Raw genomic sequence first — 24049 nt, 5'->3', positions numbered from 1 at the left:
CACTGACGTACCACCAGGGAAAGGCCCATTCGAACGATGTTTGACGTCGCGTCGGACCGGACGTCCGCTTCCGGAACACCCGTCACGGGCGGGCAGTCCGGCATCTGGCTGGCCCAGCAGATCGACCCGGACAGCTCCGCCTACAACATCGTGTTCGCCCTGGACCTGCGCGGCGACGTCGACCTCGACCGTCTCGCCGCCGCCGTGCGGCAGTCCGTCGGCGAGGCCGAGAACCTGCACGTGCGCGTCACGGCCGAGGACGGCGTCCCCCGTCAGACGCCCGCCCCCGCCCCCTTCGACCTTCCCGTCGTCGACCTGCGCGGCGCCGCGGACCCCGCGCGCGAGGCCGCCGAGTGGATGGCCGCCGACCGCGAGCGACCCGTGGACCTGGCCGGTGGCCCCCTCTTCGGCCACGCCCTGCTGCGCCTCGCCGACGACCACGTCCTCTGGTACCAGCGGTACCACCACATCGTCACCGACGGCATGGGCGTCGCCCTCGTCACCCGCCGCGCCGGTGAGCTCTACACCGACGGCGACCTGGCCCCCGCGCCCCGCGACTGGGCGCTCTCCCGCCTCGTCGACGCCGACCGCGCCTACCGGGCCTCGGCCGCCCACCAGGACGACCGCGCCTACTGGCTGGACCGGATGGCCGGCCGCGCCGAACCCGTCCGCCTCGTCGAGCGCGCCCCGCTGCCCATGACCCGGCGGCTGCGCCGTACCTCGGAGCTGTCGGCCGAGCGGACCGGCCGCCTGAACGCCGCCGCCGAGCGCGCCGGCACCCGCGTCTCCCGGGTCCTCGTCGCCGCCGTGGCCGCCTACCTGCACCGGGTCAGCGGCGAGCAGGACCTCGTCCTCGGCCTGCCGATCGCGGCCCGCCAGGACGCCGCGTCCGCCGAGGTCCCCGGCATGGTCTCCAACATCGTGCCGCTCCGCCTGGCCGTCCGCCCCGGCACGACCGGCGCCGAACTCCTCACCGCCGTACGGCACACGGTCGGCGAGGCGGTCGCCCACGGCCGCTATCGCGCCGAGGACCTGGCCAGGGAGCTGGGCCTGCCCGACGGTGTCAACGAACTCGTCGGCCCCACCGTCAACGTCCTGCCCCGCCCCGAGGACCTCCGCTTCGGCGACCACGCGACCGAGCTCGAACCGGTCTGGCTCGGCCCGGTCAGCGACCTGGCCCTGAGCTTCGCCGAGTGCGACGGCGGGCGCGGCCTGCGCGTCCACCTCGACGCCGACGCCGCCGTCTGCGACGAGGAGACCCTCCGGGGCCACGAGACCCGCTTCCTCGCCCTCCTCGACGCCTTCACCGAGGACCTCGACCGGCCGGTCGGCCACATCGAACTGACCTCGCCCGCCGAACGGTCCCGGATCCTCGGCGAGTTCGGCGTCGCCCCCTGCGACTCGCCCGAGCTGACCTGGCCCGAGGCCTTCGAGCAGCAGGTCCGCCGCACCCCCGACGCCGTCGCCCTCGTCTGCGAGGACGTGGAGCTGACGTACGCCGAACTCGACGCGCGGGCCAACCGACTGGCCCGGCTCCTGCTCACCCGGGGCGTCGTCGCCGAGGACGTCGTCGCCGTCGCCGTCCCGCGCTCCGCCGAACTCGTCGTCTCGCTGCTCGCCGTGATGAAGACCGGCGCCGCCTACCTGCCGCTGGACGCCGACCACCCGCAGGACCGGATCGCGTACATGCTCGCGGACGCGGGCGCCCGCACGGTCGTGACCACGCACGAGCTGTCCGCCGCCCTGCCGGACGCCGCCGGCGTCACCCACCTGCTGCTCGACGAGCCGTCGGTCGCCGCCGAGTGCGCCGCCCTCGACGCCTCGGACCTGAACCTGGCGATCGCGCTCGACCAGGCCGCGTACGTCATCTACACCTCGGGTTCCACCGGCCGGCCCAAGGGTGTCGTCGTCTCCCACGACGGCGTCGGCAGTCTCGTCGCCACGGCCACCGAACGCATCGGCATCACCGCCGAGAGCCGCGTCGTCCAGTTCGCCTCCGTCGGCTTCGACGTGACGGTCTGGGACCTCATCATGTCGCTCTGCGTGGGCGGCCGGATCATCGTCGTCCCCACCGAGCGCCGCGTCGCCGGGCCCGCCCTCACCGAGTACATCGGCCGGCACCGCGCCACCCACATGATCCTCCCGCCGTCCCTCGTCTCGGCCCTGCCGCAGGAGTGCGAGCTGCCCGACGGCGCCGTCCTGATCGTCGGCACGGAAGCGGTGCCCAGCGAGCTCATCGCCCGCTGGCACGGGCGGCTCCAGGTCGTCGTCGCGTACGGGCTCACCGAGGCCACCGTCAACTCCACGCTCTGGGTCGCCACCACCGACCGTCCCGGCCCGGCGCCCATCGGCGAACCCGACCCCAACACCCGTGCCTACGTCCTCGACTCCGCGCTCCGGGTCGTTCCGGTCGGCGCCGAGGGCGAGCTGTACGTCGCCGGGCGCGGCCTCGCCCGCGGCTACCTCGGCCGGCCCGGCCTCACCTCCGAGCGCTTCGTCGCCGACCCGTACGCCGACGAGCCCGGCGCGCGGATGTACCGCACGGGCGACCGCGTCCGCTGGGGTGCCGACGGCAACCTGGAGTTCCTCGGCCGCTCGGACGGCCAGATCAAGATCCGCGGCCACCGCATCGAGCCCGGCGAGATCGAGAGCGCCTTCATGGCCTGCGAGGGCATCGCCCAGGCCGCCGTCCTGGTCCGCGAGGACCACCGCAGCGCCAAGCGGCTCGTCGCCTACCTGGTCGCCGAGGCCGGTACGGACCCCGAGGCCGCCGTCGCCGCGGCGCGCACCCGGATCGCCGAGGCGCTGCCCGACTACATGGTCCCCTCAGCCGTGGTGCGCCTCGACGGGCCGCTGCCCCTGACGCCCAACGGCAAGCTGGACGGCCGGGCCCTGCCCGAGCCCCGGTGGACCGCCACGGCGGGCGGCGACGCGCCCACGACGCCCGCCGAGACCGCGCTCGCCGCGCTCTTCGGCGAGGTGCTGCGGCTGCCGGCGGTCGGAGTCCACGACAGCTTCTTCGAGCTGGGCGGCGACAGCATCGTCGCCATCCAGCTGGTCAACCGCGCCCGCGAGGCCGGGCTCGCGATCACCCCGCGCGACATCTTCCGCCAGCGGACCGTGTCGGCGCTCGCCCGGACCGCCGACTCGGCCGCGGCCCCCGCGGCCTCCTCCCGGGCCGTCGTGCCCGCTCTCGACGAGGACGCGCTGCCCGTCTCCCCGCTCCAGGAAGGTTTCTTCTTCCACGCGGAGTTCGACCGGGACGCCGCCGACCTCTACGTCGTCCAGGAGCTCCTCGACCTCGGCGGCACCGTCGACCCGGCCCGGCTCAAGGACGCGCTCCAGCTGCTCCTCGACCGGCACCCGCTGCTGCGCGCCGCGTTCCGCCAGCTTCCCGGCGGCCAGCTCGTCCAGCGCCTCGCCGACCACGCCGAACTGCCGTGGAGTGAGGCCGACACCGCCTGTACATCGCTCGCGGAGGTGCTGCGGCAGGACCGCGCCGAGGGCTTCGACCTCGCCCGCCCGCCACTGATGCGGGCCACCCTGATCCGCGACGGGCAGCGCCACCGGCTGCTGCTCACCCTGCACCACATCATCGCCGACGGCTGGTCCGTCTCCGTCCTGCTCCGCGAACTCAACCCCGCCTACCGGCGCGAGACCCTGCCCGAGCCGCCCGCGCCGCAGCCGTACCTGGCCTGGCTCGCGAGCCGGGACCTGGACGCCGCCCGCGAGGCCTGGCGGCACGCCCTGGCCGGTCTGGACGGCCCGACCCGGCTGCCCGCCCTCGCCACCGGCGACCAGGCAGGCGCGCCCGTCGCGCTGCCCGAGCACGTCGACGTCCGGCTCCCCGAGTCGCTCACCGCCGACCTCACGGCCCGCGCCCGCAGCCACGGACTGACCCTCTCGACCGTCGTCAACGGGACCTGGGCGCTGCTCCTCGGCGGTCTCACCGGCAGCCAGGACGTCGTCTTCGGCACCACCGTCTCCGGCCGCACCACCGAGGTCGAGGGCCTCGACGCGGCCGTCGGCCTGTTCATCAACACCGTGCCGGCCCGGGTCACCCTGCGCGCCGGCGAGTCGCTCGCCGAGCTGCTGCTGCGCGTCCAGGACGAGCACGCCGGGCTCCTGGACCACCAGCACCTCGGCCTCGCCGAGATCCAGCGGATCGCGGGCGGCGCCGGCGGCGGCGAACTCTTCGACACCCTCGTCGTGTTCGAGAACTACCCGACCGGCGACCTCGCCACGGACGCCGACCCGGAGGCGCTCCGCCTCAGCGGCGCCGAGGTCTTCGACGCCGTGCACTACCCGCTCGCGCTCATCGTCGAGCAGGGCGGCGACGGGCTCGCGCTGCGCTTCAAGTACGACGCGGCCCGCCTCGACCAGCTCGCCGTGGCCGTCATCGCCCACCGCTTCGAGGCTCTCCTCCGGACCCTGGTGGCCGACGCCGACCGCCCGGTCGCCCGCGTCGGGCTGCTCTCCGAGCGCGAGACCGAGCGCCTCGCCGCGCTCAACGCCACCACGCACTCGCTGCCGGACGGGGACGCCACCCTCGCCTCCCTCTTCGCCGCGCAGGCGGCCAGGACGCCCGCCGCGCCCGCCGTCGTCTTCGAGGGCACCACCCTGTCGTACGCCGAACTGGACCGGCGCGCCGAGGCCCTGGCCCGGCGGCTGCGGGCGCGCGGCGCGGGCCCCGAGCGGTTCGTCGCCGTCGCCGTGCCCCGCTCCGCGGAGCTGATGGTCGCGCTGCTCGCCGTGCACAAGGCGGGCGCCGCCTACCTGCCCGTCGACCTCGACTACCCCGCCGACCGGGTCGCCTTCATGCTCGCCGACTCCGGCGCCCGTACGGTCCTCACCACCGCCGAGGCGTCCGGACGACTGCCCGGCGCGGCGGCGGACCTGGAACACGTCCTGGTGGACGGGCCGGCCGAGGAGGTCCCCGACACCGACGTCGTCCACGCCCGGCCCGACCACCCGGCGTACCTGATCTACACCTCCGGCTCCACCGGCCGTCCCAAGGGCGTCGCGGTCACCCACCGGGCGATCGTCAACCGGCTCGCCTGGATGCAGGACGCGTACGGGCTCGACGCCGACGACCGGGTGCTCCAGAAGACCCCGTCCAGCTTCGACGTCTCCGTCTGGGAGTTCTTCTGGGCGCTGATCGAGGGCGCGACCGTCGTCCTCGCCCGGCCCGACGGCCACCGCGACCCGGCGTACCTCGCCGAACTGATCCGTACCGAGCGGATCACCACCCTGCACTTCGTGCCGTCGATGCTCGCCGCGTACGTCCAGGTCATGGAGGCCGCCCCCGGCGCACCGGAGTGGGCCGCGAGCCTGCGCCGCGTCTTCTGCAGCGGCGAGGCCCTCACCGGCCCCGACGCCCGCCGCTGGTCGGAGCTGACCGCCCGGCGCGGCACGGGCCCCGTGCCGCTGCACAACCTGTACGGACCGACCGAGGCGGCCGTCGACGTCACGTACTTCCCGTACGAGGGCGGCACCGAGCTCGCCGTACCGATCGGCCGGCCCGTCTGGAACACCCGCCTGTACGTCCTCGACTCCTTCCTGCGCCCCGTCCCTGACGGCGTCCCCGGTGAGCTGTACCTCGCCGGCGTCCAGCTGGCCCGCGGCTACCACGACCGGCACGGCCTGACCGCCGAGCGGTTCGTCGCCGACCCGTTCGGCGAGCCCGGCGCCCGGATGTACCGCACCGGCGACCTGGTCAGCCGGCGCGCGGACGGCGCCGTCGAGTACCTCGGTCGGACCGACCGGCAGGTCAAGGTGCGCGGCAACCGGATCGAACTGGGCGAGATCGAGGCCGCGTTGGCTGCCCTCCAGGGCGTCGCCCGCGCCGCCGTGATCGTCCGCGACGGCGCCCTCCTCGGCTACGCGGTGCCGGCTCCCGGCGCCGCCCCGGACGCCGAGGCGCTCCAGCGGGCGCTCGCCGAGGCGCTGCCCGCGGCGATGGTCCCGACGGCCGTCATCACCCTCGCCGAGCTGCCGCTCTCGCCCAGCGGCAAGCTCGACCAGAACGCCCTGCCCTCGCCGTCCGTCGCCCCCCGGGCCGGCGGACGCGCGCCCCGCGACGAGCGGGAGCGCGCCCTGTGCGAGATCTTCACCGACGTCCTCGGCCTCCCGGGGATCGGTGCCGACGACGACTTCTTCATGCTCGGCGGCGACAGCCTCAGCTCCATCTCCGTCGCCACCCGGGCCCGTGAAAGGGGACTGACCATCAGCCCGCGCGATGTGTTCGAGCACCGTACGCCCGCCACGCTCGCCGCGACGGCCGCGCAGGTGCCGGACGAGCCCGCCGCCGAGACCGCCCCCGAGGCGCCCGCGGCCGCGGTGACCGTGTCCGCCGCCGACGCCGGGCAGGCCGCCGCCGCCCTGCAGGCGATGCTCGCCGCCCAGGCCCAGTCCGGCGCCGCCGTCGACCCGGCCCTGAAGGCGCTGCTCGACCAGCTGACCGCCGGTGCTCCGGCGGAGCCCGAGGCCCCCGCGCCGCTCGGCGGCCTCGAACTGACCGAGGAGGAGACCGCCCGCGTCGAGGCCGTGGCCGGGCTCCCGGTCGCCGACGTCTGGCCGCTCTCCCCGCTCCAGGAGGGCATGTACTTCCACGCCACGTACGACACCGGTGACGCCCTCGACGTCTACCTCTCGCAGGAGACCCTCGACTTCGACACCGCGCTGGACGCCGACCGGCTGCGCGCCGCCGGCCGGGCGCTCCTGGAGCGCAACGCGAGCCTGCGCGCCGGCTTCACCAGCGACGGCCTGCCCCGGCCCGTGCAGTTCATCGCCGACGGCGCCGAGATTCCGCTGACGGTCACCGACCTCGGCGGACTCTCGCCCCAGCAGCGGACCGTCCGGATGGACGAGCTGCTCGCCGCCGACCGCAGGCAGCGCTTCGACCTGTCGGCGCCGCCGCTCTGCCGCCTGCACCTCATCCGGCTCGGCGACGGGCACGACCGGCTCGTCGTCACCCATCACCTCATCCTCTGGGACGGCTGGTCCGCGTGGCTGTTCCTGGAGGAGCTGTTCACGCTCTACGAGCGGGCCGGCGACACCACCGGACTGCCCGCCCCCGGCTCGTACCGCGACTACCTGGCCTGGCTGGACCAGCAGGACACGACCCGGGCCCTCGGCGCCTGGCGCGACGCGCTCGCCGGCTTCGACGAGCCGACCCTGGTCGCCCCGACCGGCCGCGACGCGGGCCCGGTCCTCCCGGCCGACCTCGACGCCGTCCTGTCCCGGGAGACGAGCGACCGGCTGCGCAGCCTCGCGCGGCAGCACGGCCTCACCCTCAACACGGTCCTCAACGCTGCCTGGGGCCTGGTCCTCTCGGCCATGACCGGCCGCTCCGACGTCGCCTTCGGCACGGCGGTCGCGGGCCGGCCCGCGGAGGTGCCCGAGGTCGCGGGCATCATCGGCATGTTCCTCAACACCATCCCGGCCCGGGTCGCGTTCGCCCCGGACGAGCCGCTGCTCGACCTGCTGCGCCGCATGCAGTCCGAGCGCGCCGCCGTCATGCCGTACGAGTACGTCGGCCTCGGCACGCTCCAGCAGGAGACCGGGCACCGCCGTCTCTTCGACACCCTCTTCGTGCTCCGCTCCGCCGACGGCGAGGACCGGGCCGCCGCGCTCCGGCAGCGCCACGGCATCACCGACGTGTCGAACGTCGACGGCACGCACTTCCCGCTCACCCTGATCGTCACCCCCGAGACCCGGCTGCGGGTCACCCTCGCCGCCCGGCCCGACCTCTTCGACGTGGAGGCGTCCGCCACGATCCTGGCCCGGTTCACGGCCGTCCTGGAGCGGATCGGCGAGCTGCTCGCCGCCCCGGACGCCCGGACCGCTCGCACGGTCGCCGTGGACCTGCTACTGCCGAAGGAGCGCGCCTCGCTGACGGCCGAGTGGGCCGGCAGCCGGGAGCCCGTGCCGAACGAGACCATCGCCGACATGCTGACGGCCCAGGTCGCCCGCACCCCGCACGCGGTGGCCCTGGTCTTCGGCGAGCGGTCCCTCACGTACGCCGAACTCGACGCGCACATCAACCGGATCGCCCGCCTGCTCCTCGCCCGGGGCGCGGGCCCGGAGAAGGCCGTGGCGCTCGCGCTGCCCCGGTCCATCGACATGGTCGCCGCCCTCTTCGCCGTCCTGCGGACCGGCGCCGCCTACCTGCCGCTCGACCTGGACCACCCGGCCGACCGGCTGCGGCTGATGATCGAGGACACCGGACCGCTGTGCGTGGTCTCCACCGAGGCCGTCGCGCCGACCCTGCGGGGACCCGGCGGAGCGCCCGAACTCCTCCTGGACGACCCGGCCGTGGCCGCCGAGCTGGCGGCTCTGCCCGGCGGGGAGATCACCGACGCCGAGCGGCCCGCCTTCGCCCACGACGTCGCCGACCGGCTCGAGCACCCGGCGTACGTCATCTACACCTCCGGCTCCACCGGCCGGCCCAAGGGCGTCGTCACCCCCTACCGGGGCCTGACGAACATGCAGCTCAACCACCAGAAGGAGATCTTCGACCCGGCCATCGCCTCGGCCGGCGGGCGGCGCCTGCGCATCGCGCACACCGTCTCCTTCGCCTTCGACATGTCGTGGGAGGAGCTGCTCTGGCTCGTCGAGGGCCACGAGGTCCACGTGTGCGACGAGGAGCTGCGCCGCGACGCCGAGGCCCTGGTCGCCTACTGCGACCGGTACGAGATCGACGTCGTCAACGTGACGCCCACGTACGCCCAGCTGCTCATCGAGGAGGGCCTGCTCCAGGACGAGGAGTCGGGCCCCGGGCACCACCGCCCCGCGCTTGTCCTGCTCGGCGGCGAGGCCGTCTCCGACACCGTGTGGTCGACGCTGGCCCGCACCCCGGACACGTACGGCTACAACCTGTACGGGCCGACCGAGTACACCATCAACACGCTCGGCGGCTCGACGACCGACAGCCGCACCCCCACGGTCGGCAGGCCCATCCGCAACACCCGCGCCTACGTCCTGGACGCGATGCTGCGCCCGGTCCCGCCCGGCTGCCCCGGCGAGCTGTACATCGCCGGCACCGGCCTGGCCCGCGGCTACCACGACCGCCCCGGCCTGACCGCCGAACGGTTCGTCGCCGACCCCTTCGGCGAGCCCGGGGAGCGGATGTACCGCACCGGCGACCTCGTACGGGAGCGGTACGACGGCCTCCTCGACTTCCTCGGCCGCACCGACGACCAGGTCAAGATCCGCGGCTACCGCATCGAGCTCGGCGAGATCTCCACGGCCCTGTCCTCGCACCCCGAGGTCGCCCACGCCGCCGTCGTCGTCAACGAGAGCACCGGCACCAAGCGCCTCGTCGGCTACTTCGCGCCGGAGGCCGGCACGGAGCCGGGCGAGGAGCTGATCCAGCGACTGCGCGAGCACCTGAAGGCCGGGCTGCCCGACTACATGGTCCCCTCCGCGCTCGTCCCGGTGGAGACGCTGCCGCTCACCGTCAACGGCAAGCTGGACGTACGGGCCCTGCCCGCCCCGGACTTCGCGGGCTCGGGCACCAGCCGCGCCCCGCGCACCCCGCGCGAGGAGACGCTCTGCGCCCTCTTCGCCGAGATCCTCGGCCTGCCCGAGGGCAGCGTCGGCATCGACAGCGACTTCTTCGAGCTCGGCGGCCACTCGCTGCTCGCCACCCGGCTCGTCAGCCGCGCCCGGACCGCCCTCGACACCGAACTCGCCATCCGCGACCTGTTCGAGGCGCCGACCGTCGCGGAGCTCGTCGAGCGCGCGGACCGCGCCGGCAGTGCCTCGCGGCCGGCCCTGACCGCGGGGGAGCGGCCCGACGAACTGCCGCTCTCCCACGCCCAGCAGCGGCTCTGGGTCATCCAGCAGATCGAGTGCACCTCGGCCGCGTACAACTTCCCGCTGGTCATGCGGCTGCGCGGCGCCTTCGACGCCGACGCGTGGGCCAGGGCGCTCGGCGATGTGACCGCCCGCCACGAAGCCCTGCGCACGGTCTTCACGCAGCGCGACGGCCAGGCGTTCCAGCGGGTGCTGCCCGCCGACCGCGCCTGGCAGCCTGTGGAGCGCATCCACGACGTCACCGAGGACCAGGTCCCCGACCTGGTGGAGACGCTCGTCAACCGGCCGTTCGACCTCGCCACCGAACTGCCCGTGCGCACCACGGTGATCGGCCTCGCCCCCGAGGACCACGTCGTCGTCCTGCTGCTCCACCACATCACCACCGACGAGTGGTCGGACCGCCCGTTCCTCCGCGACCTGGCCACCGCCTACGCGGCCCGCCTCGCCGGCGCGGCACCGGAGTGGGAGCCGCTGCCCGTCCAGTACGCCGACTACGCCCTCTGGCAGCAGCGTCTGCTCGGCGACCCGGCGGACGCCGACAGCCTGGCCGCCCGCCAGCTGGAGTACTGGCGTACGACCCTGGACGGCGCCCCCGAGGAGCTGGAGCTGCCCACGGACCGGCCCCGGCCCGCCCGCCCGGCGTTCTCCGGCGCCGAACTGGACATCGCCTTCGACGCCGACGTCCACGAGGGCCTGAAGCGGCTCGCCCGCGAGACCGGCGCCAGCATGTTCATGGTCGTCCACGCCGCCGTGGCCGCGCTGCTGCACCGCATGGGCGCCGGTACGGACATCCCGCTCGGCTCGCCCATCGCGGGGCGCGGCGACGAGGCCCTCGACGACCTGGTCGGCTTCTTCGTCAACACCCTCGTGCTCCGCACCGACCTGAGCGGCGATCCGTCCTTCACCGAGCTGCTCGCCCGCGTCCGGGAGACCGACCTCGCCGCGTTCTCGCACGCGGACGTGCCGTTCGAGTCGGTCGTGGAGAAGCTCAACCCGACCCGCTCGCTCTCCCGGAACCCCCTGTTCCAGGTGATGGTCGGCTACCACGCCCGTACCGGCGACGGCCTCGAACTGCCCGGCCTGCGCGCCGACTACGTGCCGTTCCGCATCCGGTCCGCCAAGTTCGACCTGGTGTTCAGCTTCACCGAGCACACCCCGGCCGACGGTTCCACCGGATCCCTGGCCTGCCGCCTGGAGTTCGCCACCGAGCTGTTCGACCACGAGACCGTCGAGCGCCTCGGCGTGCGCCTGCGGGCGCTCGTCGCGGCCCTCGTCGCCGCACCCGAGGAGCCCGTGTCGCGGGCCGAGATCCTGGCCGGCGGCGAACGGCACCTGGTCCTGGAGGGCTTCAACGGCACCGCCCGCGAGGTCGACGAGGAAACGTTCCCGGCCCTGTTCGCGGCGCGGCTCGCCGAGCGCCCCGACGCGGTCGCCGTCGTGGACCGCGACCGGACCGTCACGTACGCGGAGCTCGACGCGCGCGCCAACCGGCTCGCCCGGCTGCTCGCGGCGCGTGGCGCCGGAGCCGAGAGCGTGGTCGGTGTCGCCGTGCCCCGGTCGGTCGACATGGTCGCCACGGTGCTCGCCGCGCTGAAGCTGGGCGCCGCGTTCCTGCCGCTCGACCTGGTCCACCCGGCCGACCGGCTGACGTACATGATCGAGGACTCGCGGGCCGCGCTCGTGGTCGGCACCGAGCCGGTCGCCGGCAAGATCCCGCAGGTGGCGGGCGCACCGGTGGTGCTGCTCGACGAGCCGTCGGTCGCCGCCGAACTGGCCGCCCTGCCCGAGAGCGCCGTCGAGACGGCGCCGGTCCACCTCGACCAGGCCGCGTACGTCATCTACACCTCCGGCTCGACCGGACGCCCCAAGGGCGTCGTCGTCCCGCACGAGGGCATCGCCAGCCTCGTCGCCACTGCGGTCGACCGCATGGGCCTGGAACACGACAGCCACGTCCTGCAGTTCGCCTCGATCGGCTTCGACGTCTTCGCCTTCGAACTGTCCATGGCGCTCTGCCACGGTGGCCGGCTCGTCCTCATCACGGACGAGGCCCGGGTCGCGGGCCCGGCGCTCACCGACTTCCTGGCCGAGCACGCGATCAGCCACATGATCCTGCCGCCGTCCCTGGTCTCCGCGCTGCCGCCCGGCTGCGCCCTGCCCGAGGGATCGACCGTCCTGGTCGGTACGGAGACGGTGCCGCCGGACGTGTTCGAGCGGTTCGGCGCCACGGCCCACCTGATCTGCGCCTACGGACTCACCGAGGCGACGGTCAACTCCACGCTGTGGGCCTCCCGGGAGCACGGCGGCCGCCCGTCCGGCCGGGTGCCCATCGGCCGGCCCGACCCCAACACCCGTTGCTACGTCCTGGACGACCACCTGCGGCCCGTCCCGCCGGGCGTCGTCGGCGAGCTGTACGTGGCAGGCCGCGGCCTCGCCCGCGGCTACCTCGGCAAGGCCCCGCTGACCTCCGAGCGGTTCGTCGCCGACCCGTTCGGCGCCCCCGGCAGCCGGATGTACCGCACCGGTGACCGCGCCCGCTGGCGCGCGGACGGCAACCTCGACTTTCTCGGGCGCGTCGACACCCAGGTGAAGGTCCGCGGCTTCCGCATCGAGCTGGGCGAGATCGAGGCCGCGCTCGCCGGACACCCCTCGGTCGCCCAGGCCGCCGTGGTGCCCGACCGCGACGGCGACATCGTCCGCCTGGTCGGCTACGCGGTGCCGGAGGCCGGAGAGGTGGATCCGCAGGACCTGCGCGCCCATGTCGCCGGGCAGCTGCCCGAGTACATGGTCCCGGCGCTCGTGATCGCGCTCGACGGACCGCTGCCGCTGACCCCCAACGGCAAGCTGGACCGCAAGGCGCTGCCCGTACCGGACTGGGCGGCGATGACCGGCGACGCGCAGCCCGCCAACGCGACACAGGCCCACCTCGCCGAACTGTTCGGCGAGATCCTCAAGCTGGAGAAGGTCGGCGTCCACGACAACTTCTTCGCGCTCGGCGGCCACTCCATGGCCTCGATGCGGCTCCTGGGCCGGATCCGCGCCGAGTTCGGTGTGGAGCTGAGCATCCGCGACGTCTTCGACGCACTGACCGTCGCCGGCATCGAGGCCAAGCTCAAGGGCGCGGCCACGGCCCGCCCGGCGCTGCGGACCGGGGCGTACCGCCCCGAGCGGCTCGCCGAGGCGGCGCCGGTGCAGCGCTGGCAGTGGGACGCCCACTACGGTCGCGAGCGTGCGGCGGCCTTCGACCACGCGCTGGTGCTGCGCTCGCCCGGTGGCCTGGACGCCGCCGCGCTGTCCGCCGCGCTCACCGACGTGGCCGAGCGCCACGAACCGCTGCGCACCCGGTACCGCGAGGACAAGGGCACGCTGTACCAGCTTCGGGCCAAGCCCCTGGCCCTGCGGACCGAGACGTGCGACGACCCGGAGGCCCTGGAGGCACGCCTCGCCGAACTGGCGGCCGGCGCGCCCCGAGCCGACCGCGAGGCACCGCTCGGCGCCCACCTCCTGACCGCCGGCACGGGGGAGCAGGCTCTGCTGCTCACCATGCAGTACCTGGTCGTCGACGAATGGTCGGTCGTACCGCTCTTCCGCGACCTGACGTCGGCATACCAGGCCCGCACGGAAGGCCGGGCCCCCGAGTGGCAGCCGCTGCCGGTCTCGTACCGGGACTACGCCCACTGGGCCCACGAGGTCCTCGGCGACCTGGGCGACCCGGAGAGCCTGGGCGGCCGCCAACTCGGCTACTGGACCAAGGCGCTGGAGGACGTCCCGCCCAGGATCGCCCTCCCGGCGGACGGCCCGCGCCGCGCGGGCGCGCCCGGCGCGGACCACGTCGGCTTCGTCCTCGACGAGGAGCTGCACGCGGGCGTGGACGAGCTGGCCCGGGCGACCGGCACCAGCATGTTCATGGTGCTCCACTCCGCGCTCGCCGCGGCCCTCACCGCCCATGGCGCGGGCACGGACCTGCCCATCGGCACGATGGTCGCGGGCCGTACGGACGACCAGCTGGCCGACCTGGTGGGCTGCTTCTTCAACACGGTCGTGCTGCGCACGGACACCGGGGGCGACCCGACCTTCGCGGAGCTGCTGTCCCGCGTACGGGAGACCACGCTCAGCGCCCTCGACCGGCAGGACGTCCCGTTCGAGGAGGTCGTCCGGGCGACCGGACTGCCGCCGAAGGGCCCGCAGGTCATGGTCATCCACCACGAGCAGGCGGACCTGGAGCGGCTGGAGGGCGGCATCGGCTCCCTCGAAGCCGTACCGACCGGCTCCACCCGCGCCGATCTGACCCTCAGCTTCTACGAACCGCAGGGCGACGGGCCCGTCCACTGCGGCCTGATCCACGCCACCGACCTGATCGGCACCGCGAAGGCGCGGAGGCTCGCCGACGAACTGCAGAGGCTGCTGCGTAGTGTGGCAGCCGACCCCGAACAGCCGCTCTCGGAGCTTTTCACCACCATGTCCACAAGGAGTGACCACGCATGAGCACCAACCCGTTCGAGGACCCGCAGGGCAGCTTCCTGGTCCTGGTCAACGACGAGAACCAGCACTCGATCTGGCCCTCGTTCGCCGAGGTCCCCGCCGGCTGGCGGGCCGTCTTCGGTGAGGACACCCGAGAGGCGTGCCTCGCGTACGTCGAGGAGAACTGGAAGGACCTGCGCCCGGCGAGCCTCGCCACCGCCCAGCAGGGCTGACCGGACCCCGGGACCCCCGGGACACAGAGACGCCGCCGCCCGTGGAGCACTCTCCACGGGCGGCGGCGTTTCTTGAGGACGGGGTCCGAGAGGTCTCTTGAGGACGGGGTCCTAGAGGGTGTCCACCCAGCTCCGGAGCAGCTCCTCCCGCTGCGCCACCCGGGGCGACGACCCCTCGTCCCATGTGCGACCCCACTCGGCCATCGCGGCCAGCGTGGTGGCCATCGTCGCGGCGCCGTCGGTGAGGCGGGACAGGAGCGCCTGGGAGAGGTCGGCCTCCGCCGCGGAGTAGCCGACGGCGGCGGCCGCGTACACCGGGAGCTCTTCCTCGCCGTCCTGTGATTCCAGCCGCAGCGTCATCAGCGCCGGGCCGCTGTTGGACGGCCCCGGGCCGCCCGGCATCGCGAGGTTCACCACCGTGTCGAGCGCCATCTCCGTGACCGCGCCGATCTGCCGCTTCAGGGTCTTCACGGGGACGGCCGACATCGTCAGGGCCCGCACGTCCTCCCACAGGAAAAGGCGCGACTGCCCGTCCCCGAGGGCCAGCACGCCCTCGGGGGTCAGCCGCACCCCGGGAGCCAGACCGGCCGGCTTCGCGCCCACGTACACATCGCCTTCGGCGATCCAGAACAGGCCCACCATGGCCATCGGTTGCTCACTTCCCCCGACGACCATGCCGTCGTTGTCACGTACACCAAACAATCGGAACGCCCTCCGCAACGCGCGAACGACCTGGGAAGTTCCCCTCCGGGCATGGGCGCGAGAAGTACGGGGAGGTGCGCGGGAGGGGGACGGGCGGTGATGTCAGTGACGCCGCGTAGCGTTGGGGGTAACGATCAACAGCACGGGGGAGACCGGCGCATGGGCACGCGTGTCGAGAACGGCGGCTACACCGCGGAACTGACGGACGACCTGGAGGTCGTCTACCGCAATCCCCAGGGGCGGAAGGTGAAGAACGTCCCCGAACCCCTCTCCGGAACACCGGAGCTCGGCCTGATGCTCAAGACCTGGACGCAGCTGAAGAAGCAGCGCGAGGCGTGCCGGCAGCGGGCGCGCGCATGGGCGCAGGCCGGGGCGCGCGTCCCGCGCGCGCTCGCCGATGCCGATCGGCTCTGGGCGGAGGCTCTTGAGTCCGAGGCCGTCGACCTCGCCGACGATCGGGGCGACGGCGGTCTGTGGGCGCGTACGTACACCGGGTTCGACGGCCGCACGCTCACGCTGCTGCTTCCCGAACAACTCGTCCCGTACCGCGACCGCTTGATGCGCGAGGAGGGCTGGGAGCCGGACGGCTGCTTCTCCACGGGCATTCCGGACCCCTCCGACGGGGAACTGCCGTTCCCCGAGCGGGTCGTCGCCGCGCACCCGGGATACGAGGAGCTGGCCGCCCAGAAGCTCATCGCCCTGCAGGACCGCACGAGCGGGTGGAGGTTCCTCTTCAAGTACGACGTCGACGTGATCCTGCGTGAGCTGGAGGAGTCGGCTCCCGCGCTGATGGTCACCCTCCTCGACGAGTTGGCCGACCTGGCCCTGGCGAAGGACGAGCAGCAGACGGCCACCGCCTGGTTCGGGCGCGCCCGCACGGCCGAGCGGACGCAGGCGCACAAGGTCGACCGGAAGTGGCTGGCGGGCCGCTACCTCGCCTACGCCGAGGGCAAGGCCCTCTCCGCCACCGTTCTGCGTGCCTGGGCTCGCGACCTGGCCGTCAAGGGCGTGGCGACCGGGGCGGACCTCGCCGGCTTCCGCCACGTGGTCATCCGCCGCGTCCAGGCCTCGGGGGAGCTGTACCCGCAGCTGGCCGCCGACGTACGCAAGATCGCCAGGGCTGCCGGTCTCGAACCCGAGCGGGAACTTGCCACGCTGCTGGGAGAGGTGTGCGCGGTCGGCGCCATCTCGCTGGGCGACGACAAGTTCTGGACCGACTGCTTCAAGGGCTCCGCCATGGACCTCCTCGGCGATCACGCCCCCGAGGCGGTGCGTCAGGTGCTGGAGCTGCGGCCCAGGTGGTTCAGCGAGAATGCCAAGCTGTGGCGGGAACTGCTCGAACGCAGCGGTGCGCTGGCCCTGCTCAGTGGTGAGGCCGACGGGCTGCCGGCCGGCGAGGCCGCCGCCTGGCTGTCCGAGTGCGTCGATGTGAACAGCCAGCGGAACGGTCCCTGGCGGGTCATGTACGAGATCGCCGAGAGGATCGCGCCGCGGCTGGCCGCCGACGGTGTCCCCGTCGAGTTCTCGTACGACACCTTCGCCCGGCGGACCGACAGGAGGACCCCTCTCGACCTCATCGACCTGCTCCTCGAGCACGGCGCCCCGGTCGCCGACCCGCCGGCGCTCCTCGGCCCTTCGGAGCTGTACCACCTCCACCTCGTCCGCCGGCCGAAGCTGGAGTACCTGCGGGCCGACGCGCGCTTCGCCCGCGAACTGCGGGCGCGGGTGCGGGCCGACCTGGAGATGACCACCGGGAGCCAGGCGACCAACAGGTGGTACCAGCCGCAGGCCACCAAGGGCTGGGAGCAGATCCCCGCGCTCTTCGACAACCCGATCGGGCACGAGGAGATCCGCGCCTGGTCCGACTGTGAGCGGGCGAGGCTGCGCGCCGGGGTCGACTTCGAGGAGCTGATCCTGCTGCTCGGCCGCTACGCGCACGTGGGCGTGGCGACGGACCTGCTCCTCAAGGACGCGGACGCCGCCGCGGAGTTCGCGGCGGTGGACGTCATGCCGCTGCTGATGGCCGAACTGCCCGACACCGTCACACGTGAGCAGGTGGAGGAGCTGGTGGCCAGGCTCGAGCCGTACCACGTCGACGACGAGGGCGTACGAGGGGTCAATCGCGGACCGATCCTGGAAGCACTGCCGCAGCTGGGCGAACCGATCCACAGCCTGGCCGCACGCTCCCTGGTCATGGCCGCGAACTGCCGTGACGGGCTCGAGCGGTTGGTCCGGCGCTTCACCCCGGAGGAGGACCGTCCGACGTCCGAGCAGTCGCCCTCGCCCGAGGCGGAGTCGGACGATCCGGACGTCCGGATGAGCCGTCGGCTGGTGCGGCTCGCCGAGCACGGCACCACGGTCTGGGGAGGCGATCCGGCGCGGCCCGACGCCACGTTCGACAACCTTCCCCGTGACAACAGCTTCCGTCACACGCACGCCTGCGCCGCGCCGCTCGCCCTGAGCGCCGTCTCCGCCAGGGCCGGCGGCCGGACGGACCGGTCGCTGCGGGCATACGCCGCCCACCCCCTCCTCGCCGGGGAACCGGGCCGCTGGCGGATCGGCCGCTGCGAGGCGCCCGAGGACGGTACGGACGTTCAGCTGCCCCTCCCCGGGAAGGTCTTCCGCACGGCGACGTCCGCCTCCGTCGTCCTGGGCGGTGGCAAGTCCCACCGGATGCTGTGGGAGTACGCCCCCGACGGCTCCTTCTCCGAGGACGGTCCACTGGCCCCCGCGGGCCTGAAGCTCACGCGCGCCCATGTGCTGGAGCCGGTCCGTCCCGGCGCCTGGTTCGCGCGCTTCGCCGAGCTGTACCGCGAGCGTGGTCCGGCGCCCGCCCGCCCCGAGCTCGCGGAGGCCTTCGCCGCGCGGCTCGGCCTCACCGTGGCGGAGGCCACCGTTCTGCTGATGGCGCACGTCCCCTGCGCGCCGCACCAACTCGAAGACGAGGACGGCTTTCTCTCCCGTCACCCCAGCGCCGACATGGAGCCCTGGAACATCCGGCGGCAGGAAGCGGACGAGGCCGCCGGCGCACTGGCGTCCGCACTCGCCCCCAGGTTCGTCACGACGCTCTACGACAAGCTGCTCCCCGACGACCCCGAACAGCTGTGGACCACCGGCCCCGACGTCGACCGCGCCGCCGAGTGGTGGGCGCACGAGCTGGGCGCGCCCCTTCCCGTACCCACGGCGCTGCTGATCTCCGCCACCAAGGAGACCCTCCTACCCAAGGGCGAGCGCGCCCTCCACCGCGTGCACAGCCGCGACTCCCGGGCCTGGTGGCCCCACCTGCGACTGCCTGCCCTGCTCGGCCGCCTCGCGACCGGGGCAGACTGTCTCGACACCCACCGGTCGGCCCTGCTGGGTGAGCCCCAGGTCCTGGCGCTCCCGAGGACGGCCGCCTGGATCGCCTACCGCACCCAGGCCGGCGATCCGCTGCGCCCCGTGGTGGGCGCGGCCGTCTCCCGCCTGCGCGAGGAGATGGCGTCGGCCACGGGACCGCTCACCGTCTTCTCCCTCCAGAGCAACTACCTGATGGGTCCGCCCCCTTCGACCGAGGCGCTCGCCGCGCATCCGGCGGTCACGGAGGAGGCCGACCCGGTGTACGACGTACGCCACATCCGGGTGGACCCGGCCGCGCTCAAGGGGGCCGACGATCCGCTCCTGGACACGATGGACGCGTACCTCGACGCCGTTCTGCCCTCCCAATGGCTGCCCACCCTGTCCGGGCTGCCCGCCCTCGCGGACCTGCGGCTCCTGCTGAGCGACGACTTCGCCGCGCTGGGGGAGCACCTCACCGGCGATGGGGAGCGGGCCCCGGGCTGGGAGCAGAACCCGGCACGCTCGGTGCCGCAGCTCGTGGAGGAGTGCGCTACGACCTACGGACTGAGCGAGGACGCCGCGGCGCTCCACCTGATGCTGCTCGCCCTGCCGGACCCGTCGGACCGCAACGTCAAGGCGTGGACCGGGTGGAAGCCCACCCGGTTCAAGGCGGCCGAGGCTGAACTGGGCGCCTCGGGCCGCGTGCTGCGCGCGGTGCGGGCGCGAGCGGGCCGCTCCCTGTTCCTGCCGGGCGCCTGGCAGGAGCGGAAGCCGCCGCGCCTCCCGATCGAGGTGGCGAAGCTCGGCCTGCTGCCGCTGGCGAGGGAGCACCGGTCGACGTCCCACCTGGCCGCGGTGCCCTCGGCCCCCCTGCCCACACTGTTCGAGCGGGCGTGGGCGGGCCGCAGGGCCTGACGACCGTCAACCATCGACCCCACCGACGCGTCTGATGTTGCGCCGCACCGAACCAGAGGGAGCAAGCGTGGCCACCACGACAGAGCCGCCCACCGCACTCAAGGAACCCGACACCGACCCGCCCCCGTGGCGCATGCTCCTCGGATACGTCCGGCCGCACCGCTGGACGCTGCTCGGCGGGGCGGTGCTGTCGCTGGTCACCGGGGCCACCGGGCTCGCCCTGCCGCTGGTGGCCAAGTACCTCATCGACGCGCTCTCGGACGACCGTCCCATCACGGGCGCCCTGGTGCTGATGTCGGTGCTGGTCGTCGCGAACGCGGGCATCGGCGCGCTGGGCGGGTACGTCCTGCGCCGCACCGCCGAGTCGGTCGTCCTCGGCGCGCGGCGCACCCTGTCGTCGTACCTCCTCAGGCTGCGCATCTCCGCCGTGGACCGCACCGAACCCGGCGACCTGATGGCCCGCGTCACCTCCGACACGACCCTGCTGCGCGAGGTCACCACCGACTCGCTCGTGGGTTTCGGTACCGGTGGCCTGACGCTCGTCGCGACGCTGGTGATGATGGGCCTGGTCGACCCGGTCCTGCTGGCGGTCACGCTGGGCGTGGTGCTTGCCGCGGGCACGGTGATCGGCGTGATCGTGCCCCACATCAACAGGGCCAGCCGGCAGGCACAGGACGCGGTCGGGGCGATGGGCGCGTCCCTGGAACGCACCCTCGGCGCTCTGCGCACCATCAAGGCGTCCGGCGCCGAGCACCGCGAGGAGCAGGCCGTGCACGCGGCGGCCGAGGAGTCCTGGCGGCAGAGCGTACGGGCCGCCAAGTGGTCGGCGCTGGCGGGGAACACGGCCGGCCTGTCCATGCAGATCGCGTTCATCACCGTCCTTGCGGTGGGCGGCGCCCGGGTGGCGACGGACGCGATCGACGTAGGAACCCTGGTCGCCTTCCTCCTCTACGTCTTCTACCTGATGTCCCCGATCCAGCAGGTCGTCGGCGCGGTCACCCAGTACCAGGCGGGCGCCGCCGCCCTCGCCCGGATCCGCGAGGCGCTGCGGCTGCCGGCCGAACCCCCGGCCGAGCCCGCGCCGCTGCCGGAACCCGACGCCGAGCCGGCGGCGCTGGCCTTCGAGGACGTCCGGTTCCGGTACGCGGAGGATCTGCCGTACGTCCACCACGGGGTGAGCTTCTCCGTACCGCCGCGCGGCATGACCGCCTTCGTCGGCCCGTCCGGGGCGGGCAAGACCACGGTCTTCTCCCTCATCGAGCGGTTCTACGACGCGGAAGCGGGCCGCATCACGTTCGACGGCCGCGACCTGGCCACCTGGGAGATGTCCCACCTCCGCTCGTCCATCGGCTACGTCGAGCAGGACGCACCCGTCCTCTCGGGGACCCTCCGCGACAACCTCCTCCTCGGCAACCCGGACGCGCGGGAGGAGGACCTGCACCGAGTCGTCGGCACCACCCGCCTCGACGGTCTGGTCGAGCGACTCCCGAAGGGCCTGGACACCCTGGTGGGCCACCGCGGCACGAAGCTCTCCGGCGGCGAACGCCAGCGCGTGGCGATCGCCCGCGCCCTGCTCCGCCGTCCCCGCCTGCTCCTTCTCGACGAGGCCACGAGCCAACTCGACGCCGTCAACGAGGCCGCGCTGCGCGACACCGTCGCCGACGTCGCCCGCACGACGACCGTCCTGGTGGTGGCCCACCGTCTCTCCACGGTCACCATGGCCGACCGCATCATCGTCATGGACACGGGCCGCGTACGCGCCGTGGGCACCCACGGCGAACTCGTCACCACCGACCCCCTCTACGCCGAACTGGCCACCACCCAATTCCTGGCCACGGCCGCCACCTGATCGCCACGGCCGGGGCCGTTGGCGCCTGGCGTGAGGTGCTCGGAGGTGCCGAAGAGCAGGGCCGTATCCTGAAGCACGCGATGTGGGCACCGCCGATGCGCGTCGCAGCCGTCCGTCGCGGCCGGGCTCGCCCACGCCGGGTACCGGGTGCAAGGGGAACGAGGGGGAGTCGACAGTGATCAGCCTGGCCGCAGTGGGGGGAGTGGCCCTGGTCGAACTGGGCATGGCCCTGACTCCCGGACCGAACATGATCCACCTCGCCTCCCGCGCGATCACCCAAGGCCGCAGGGCGGGCCTGGTGAGCCTGAGCGGGACCGCCGTGGGATTCGTGTGCTACCTGGTGGCCGCGGCCGCCGGCCTGTCCGCTTTGTTCGCCGCCGTACCGCTGGCGTTCACGGTGGTCAAGCTCGCCGGGGCCGCCTACCTGGCCTACCTGGCCTGGGACATGCTCAAGCCCGGTGGCCGCTCACCCTTCGCTCCGGCCCAGGACCTGCCTCCCGTCTCGGACGCCCGCCTCTTCTCGATGGGGCTCCTGACCAACCTGCTCAACCCCAAGATCGCTCTCATGTACGCCGCCCTGCTGCCCCAGTTCATGGATCCGCAGGCGGGTCCGGCCTGGGCGCAACTGCTCCAGCTCGGCGGTGTGCAGATCATCGTGGGGCTCTCTGTGAACGCTCTGATCATGCTGGGCGCGGCACGGGTGTCGGGCTTCCTGGCTGCCCGGCCCCGCGTGATGACCGCTCAGCGGTTCGCGGCAGGGGGCCTGCTCGGTGTCTTCGCGCTGCGCACGGCCCTGACTCGCGGGCCCGCCTCGGCCTGAGCCCTGCGCGCGTCAGCGGTCACGTAAGGGAATGTGCCGCTTCGTAACGCCGAAGTCCCCGTTCCACTCACCGGAGTGGAACGGGGACTCCGTGGGTTCTACGCGTTACGCAGGGACCGCCGGCTCTCGGCGGCTGTCGGACCAGGCCGACCAGAGTTCGGCGTAGCGGCCGCCTGCCGCCACCAGTTCGTCGTGGGTGCCGGTTTCGACGACGCGGCCCTGGTCCAGGACGACCACGCGGTCGGCCGTCGCGGCCTGGGGGAGGCGGTGGGCGACCATCAGGCCCGTGCGGCCCTCCAGGGCGCGGAGGGCGGCCGTCTCCAGGACGCGGGCGCCCGCGCTGCCCGCGTCGGCGGTGGCCTCGTCGAGGATCGCGATGGGCGGGTCGGTGAGGACGAGGCGGGCCAGGGCCAGGTGTTGGGCCTGGGTCACCGTCAGACGGTGACCGCCCTCGCCCACGACCGTGGCGAGGCCGTCGGGCAGGCCGTCGACCCACTCCAGGGCGTCGACGTGGGTCAGCGCGGCGCGCAGCTCCTCGTCCGTCGCCCCCGGCCGGGCCAGCCGCAGGTCCTCGGCGAGCGGGCCCGCGAAGACGTGGACCTCCTGGCTGATCAGGGTGACCGCCCGCCGGACCCCGGCCGGGCCCAACTCGCGCGCGTCGACCCCGCCCAGGGAGATCGAGCCGGTCGCCGGGTCGTGGACGCCCGCGATCAGCTTCGCCAGCGTCGTCTTGCCCGCGCCGCTCGCGCCGACCAGGGCGACGCGTTCGCCGTTCCTGACCTCCAGGTCCACCGCGGTGAGGACCGGGTGACCGTCCACGTAGGAGTGGCCGAGGCCGGAGACCTTCACCGAGCCGTCCACGGGTGCGGCGGCCTGGCTGTCGGGCTCCCGTTCCGCCGGGAGGCTCGACACGCCCACCAGGCGCGCGAGGCTCGCGCCCGCGGACTGCGCGTCGTCGATCAGGAAGAGCGCGGCGTTGATCGGGTTGAACAGGCCGTGGAAGTACAGCGCCGCCGCCGTCGCCGTACCGATGCTCACCGAACCCGCGTCGACGAGGAAGAACCCGGTCAGCAGGATCGAGGTCATGCCGATGAACTCGGCGATGTTCAGGCGCGAGAAGAAGCCCGAGACGAGGTGCATGCCGCGCGCCGCCAGGCCGACCGCCGCCTGCGAGCGCTGCTCCAGGAGGTCGGCGTGCCGGCCGTTCAGCCGGAACGCCCGTACCGTACGGACGCCGCCGACGCTGTCGAGGAGCTGGTGCTGCAGGGCGCCGGTCGCCACCCGGTGGGCGGCGTAGATGGTCGCGGCGCGCGGGATGTACCAGCGGACCGTGAGGATGTGGACCGGGACGGCCACGAGCACGGCGAGCAGGAAGCGCCAGTCGAGGACGGTGAGGCCCACCAGCGTCAGGATGATCGTGAGGAACGCGCCGGCGAACTCGGGCAGCGCCTGCCGTACCGCCTTCGCGATCAGCGTGACGTCACCCGTGACGCGCGAGGTCAGGTCGCCGGAACCGGCCTGCTCGACCCGTTCGAGCGGCAGCCGCAGCGCCCGCGCGATGAACCGTTCCCGCAGATCCGCGAGGATCGTCTCGCCGAGCCTGGCCACGAGCGACTTGCCGATCGCGGTCGCGACGCCCCGGGCGACGGCGACCGCGAGCAGGAGCAGCATCGGCACGGTCAGCGCGCCCGCGCCGCTCTTGTCCACGACCAGGTCCACGATGCGGCCGAGCAGCGGCGCGGTCAGCAGCCCGATGCCCGTACCGACGACGAGGACGGTCACCGCCGTCACCGCGAGGAGGCGGTGGTGGCGCAGGAGTTCACGGACGACGGAGAAGGTCTGCGCACCGGTGGCGGTGGGCAGGAGCTCGCGTTCGGGCGTGCCGGGTCCGGATCCGGGTCCGTTCATCGTCCGTCCTTCGTCCTTCTTCGTCTCACG

7 protein-coding genes are annotated in these 24049 nt (G+C 73.7%); 5 read left to right on the top strand and 2 right to left on the bottom strand.

Annotated features, from left to right (window positions below):
- The first annotated feature begins 36 nt into the window (after positions 1-36).
- The gene (locus AB0F56_RS14370; RefSeq protein WP_362008411.1) at positions 37-14301 is read left to right on the top strand and encodes an amino acid adenylation domain-containing protein; all 14265 of its coding nucleotides are present in this window, start codon (positions 37-39) and stop codon (positions 14299-14301) included.
- Positions 14298-14510, top strand: a complete 213-nt coding sequence (locus AB0F56_RS14365) for an MbtH family protein (protein WP_362008408.1) — start codon at positions 14298-14300, stop codon at positions 14508-14510. The genes AB0F56_RS14370 and AB0F56_RS14365 overlap by 4 nt, the downstream gene beginning before the upstream one ends.
- Positions 14511-14621: 111 nt before the next feature.
- On the opposite strand, the gene AB0F56_RS14360 is transcribed toward AB0F56_RS14365, so the two are convergent.
- The gene (locus AB0F56_RS14360; RefSeq protein WP_362008407.1) at positions 14622-15158 is read right to left on the bottom strand and encodes a hypothetical protein; all 537 of its coding nucleotides are present in this window, start codon (positions 15156-15158) and stop codon (positions 14622-14624) included.
- A gap of 213 nt (positions 15159-15371) precedes the next feature.
- Between AB0F56_RS14360 and AB0F56_RS14355 the strand changes: the two genes are divergently transcribed.
- The 3 genes from AB0F56_RS14355 to AB0F56_RS14345 all read left to right on the top strand — a co-directional run bounded on the left by AB0F56_RS14355 (position 15372) and on the right by AB0F56_RS14345 (position 22111).
- Positions 15372-19442: a hypothetical protein gene (locus tag AB0F56_RS14355; protein WP_362008404.1), complete on the top strand. Its 4071-nt coding sequence runs from the start codon at positions 15372-15374 to the stop codon at positions 19440-19442.
- A gap of 133 nt (positions 19443-19575) precedes the next feature.
- Complete coding sequence (locus AB0F56_RS14350) at positions 19576-21291, top strand: ABC transporter ATP-binding protein (protein ID WP_362008685.1); 1716 nt, start codon at positions 19576-19578, stop codon at positions 21289-21291.
- 175 nt (positions 21292-21466) lie between these two features.
- On the top strand, positions 21467-22111 hold the full coding sequence (locus tag AB0F56_RS14345; protein WP_362008402.1) for a LysE family translocator: 645 nt from the start codon (positions 21467-21469) through the stop codon (positions 22109-22111).
- 105 nt (positions 22112-22216) lie between these two features.
- Here AB0F56_RS14345 and AB0F56_RS14340 read toward each other — a convergent pair whose 3' ends face one another.
- Complete coding sequence (locus AB0F56_RS14340; RefSeq protein WP_362008683.1) at positions 22217-24019, bottom strand: ABC transporter ATP-binding protein; 1803 nt, start codon at positions 24017-24019, stop codon at positions 22217-22219.
- Between the last annotated feature and the right edge of the window lie 30 nt (positions 24020-24049).

Origin of the sequence: Streptomyces sp. NPDC026092, from assembly GCF_040638605.1 — a bacterium.
GTDB lineage: Bacteria > Actinomycetota > Actinomycetes > Streptomycetales > Streptomycetaceae > Streptomyces.
Note: the sequence above shows the minus strand (reverse complement) of the source record. Positions and strands in the feature narration are given on the sequence as shown.

Bases quoted from the DNA above. Each gene is read 5' to 3' on its own strand.
- AB0F56_RS14370 (WP_362008411.1), top strand. From the start codon at position 37: ATGTTTGACGTCGCGTCGGACCGGACGTCCGCTTCCGGAACACCCGTC.
- AB0F56_RS14365 (WP_362008408.1), top strand. From the start codon at position 14,298: ATGAGCACCAACCCGTTCGAGGACCCGCAGGGCAGCTTCCTGGTCCTG.
- AB0F56_RS14360 (WP_362008407.1), bottom strand. From the start codon at position 15,158: ATGGCCATGGTGGGCCTGTTCTGGATCGCCGAAGGCGATGTGTACGTG.
- AB0F56_RS14355 (WP_362008404.1), top strand. From the start codon at position 15,372: ATGGGCACGCGTGTCGAGAACGGCGGCTACACCGCGGAACTGACGGAC.
- AB0F56_RS14350 (WP_362008685.1), top strand. From the start codon at position 19,576: ATGCTCCTCGGATACGTCCGGCCGCACCGCTGGACGCTGCTCGGCGGG.
- AB0F56_RS14340 (WP_362008683.1), bottom strand. From the start codon at position 24,019: ATGAACGGACCCGGATCCGGACCCGGCACGCCCGAACGCGAGCTCCTG.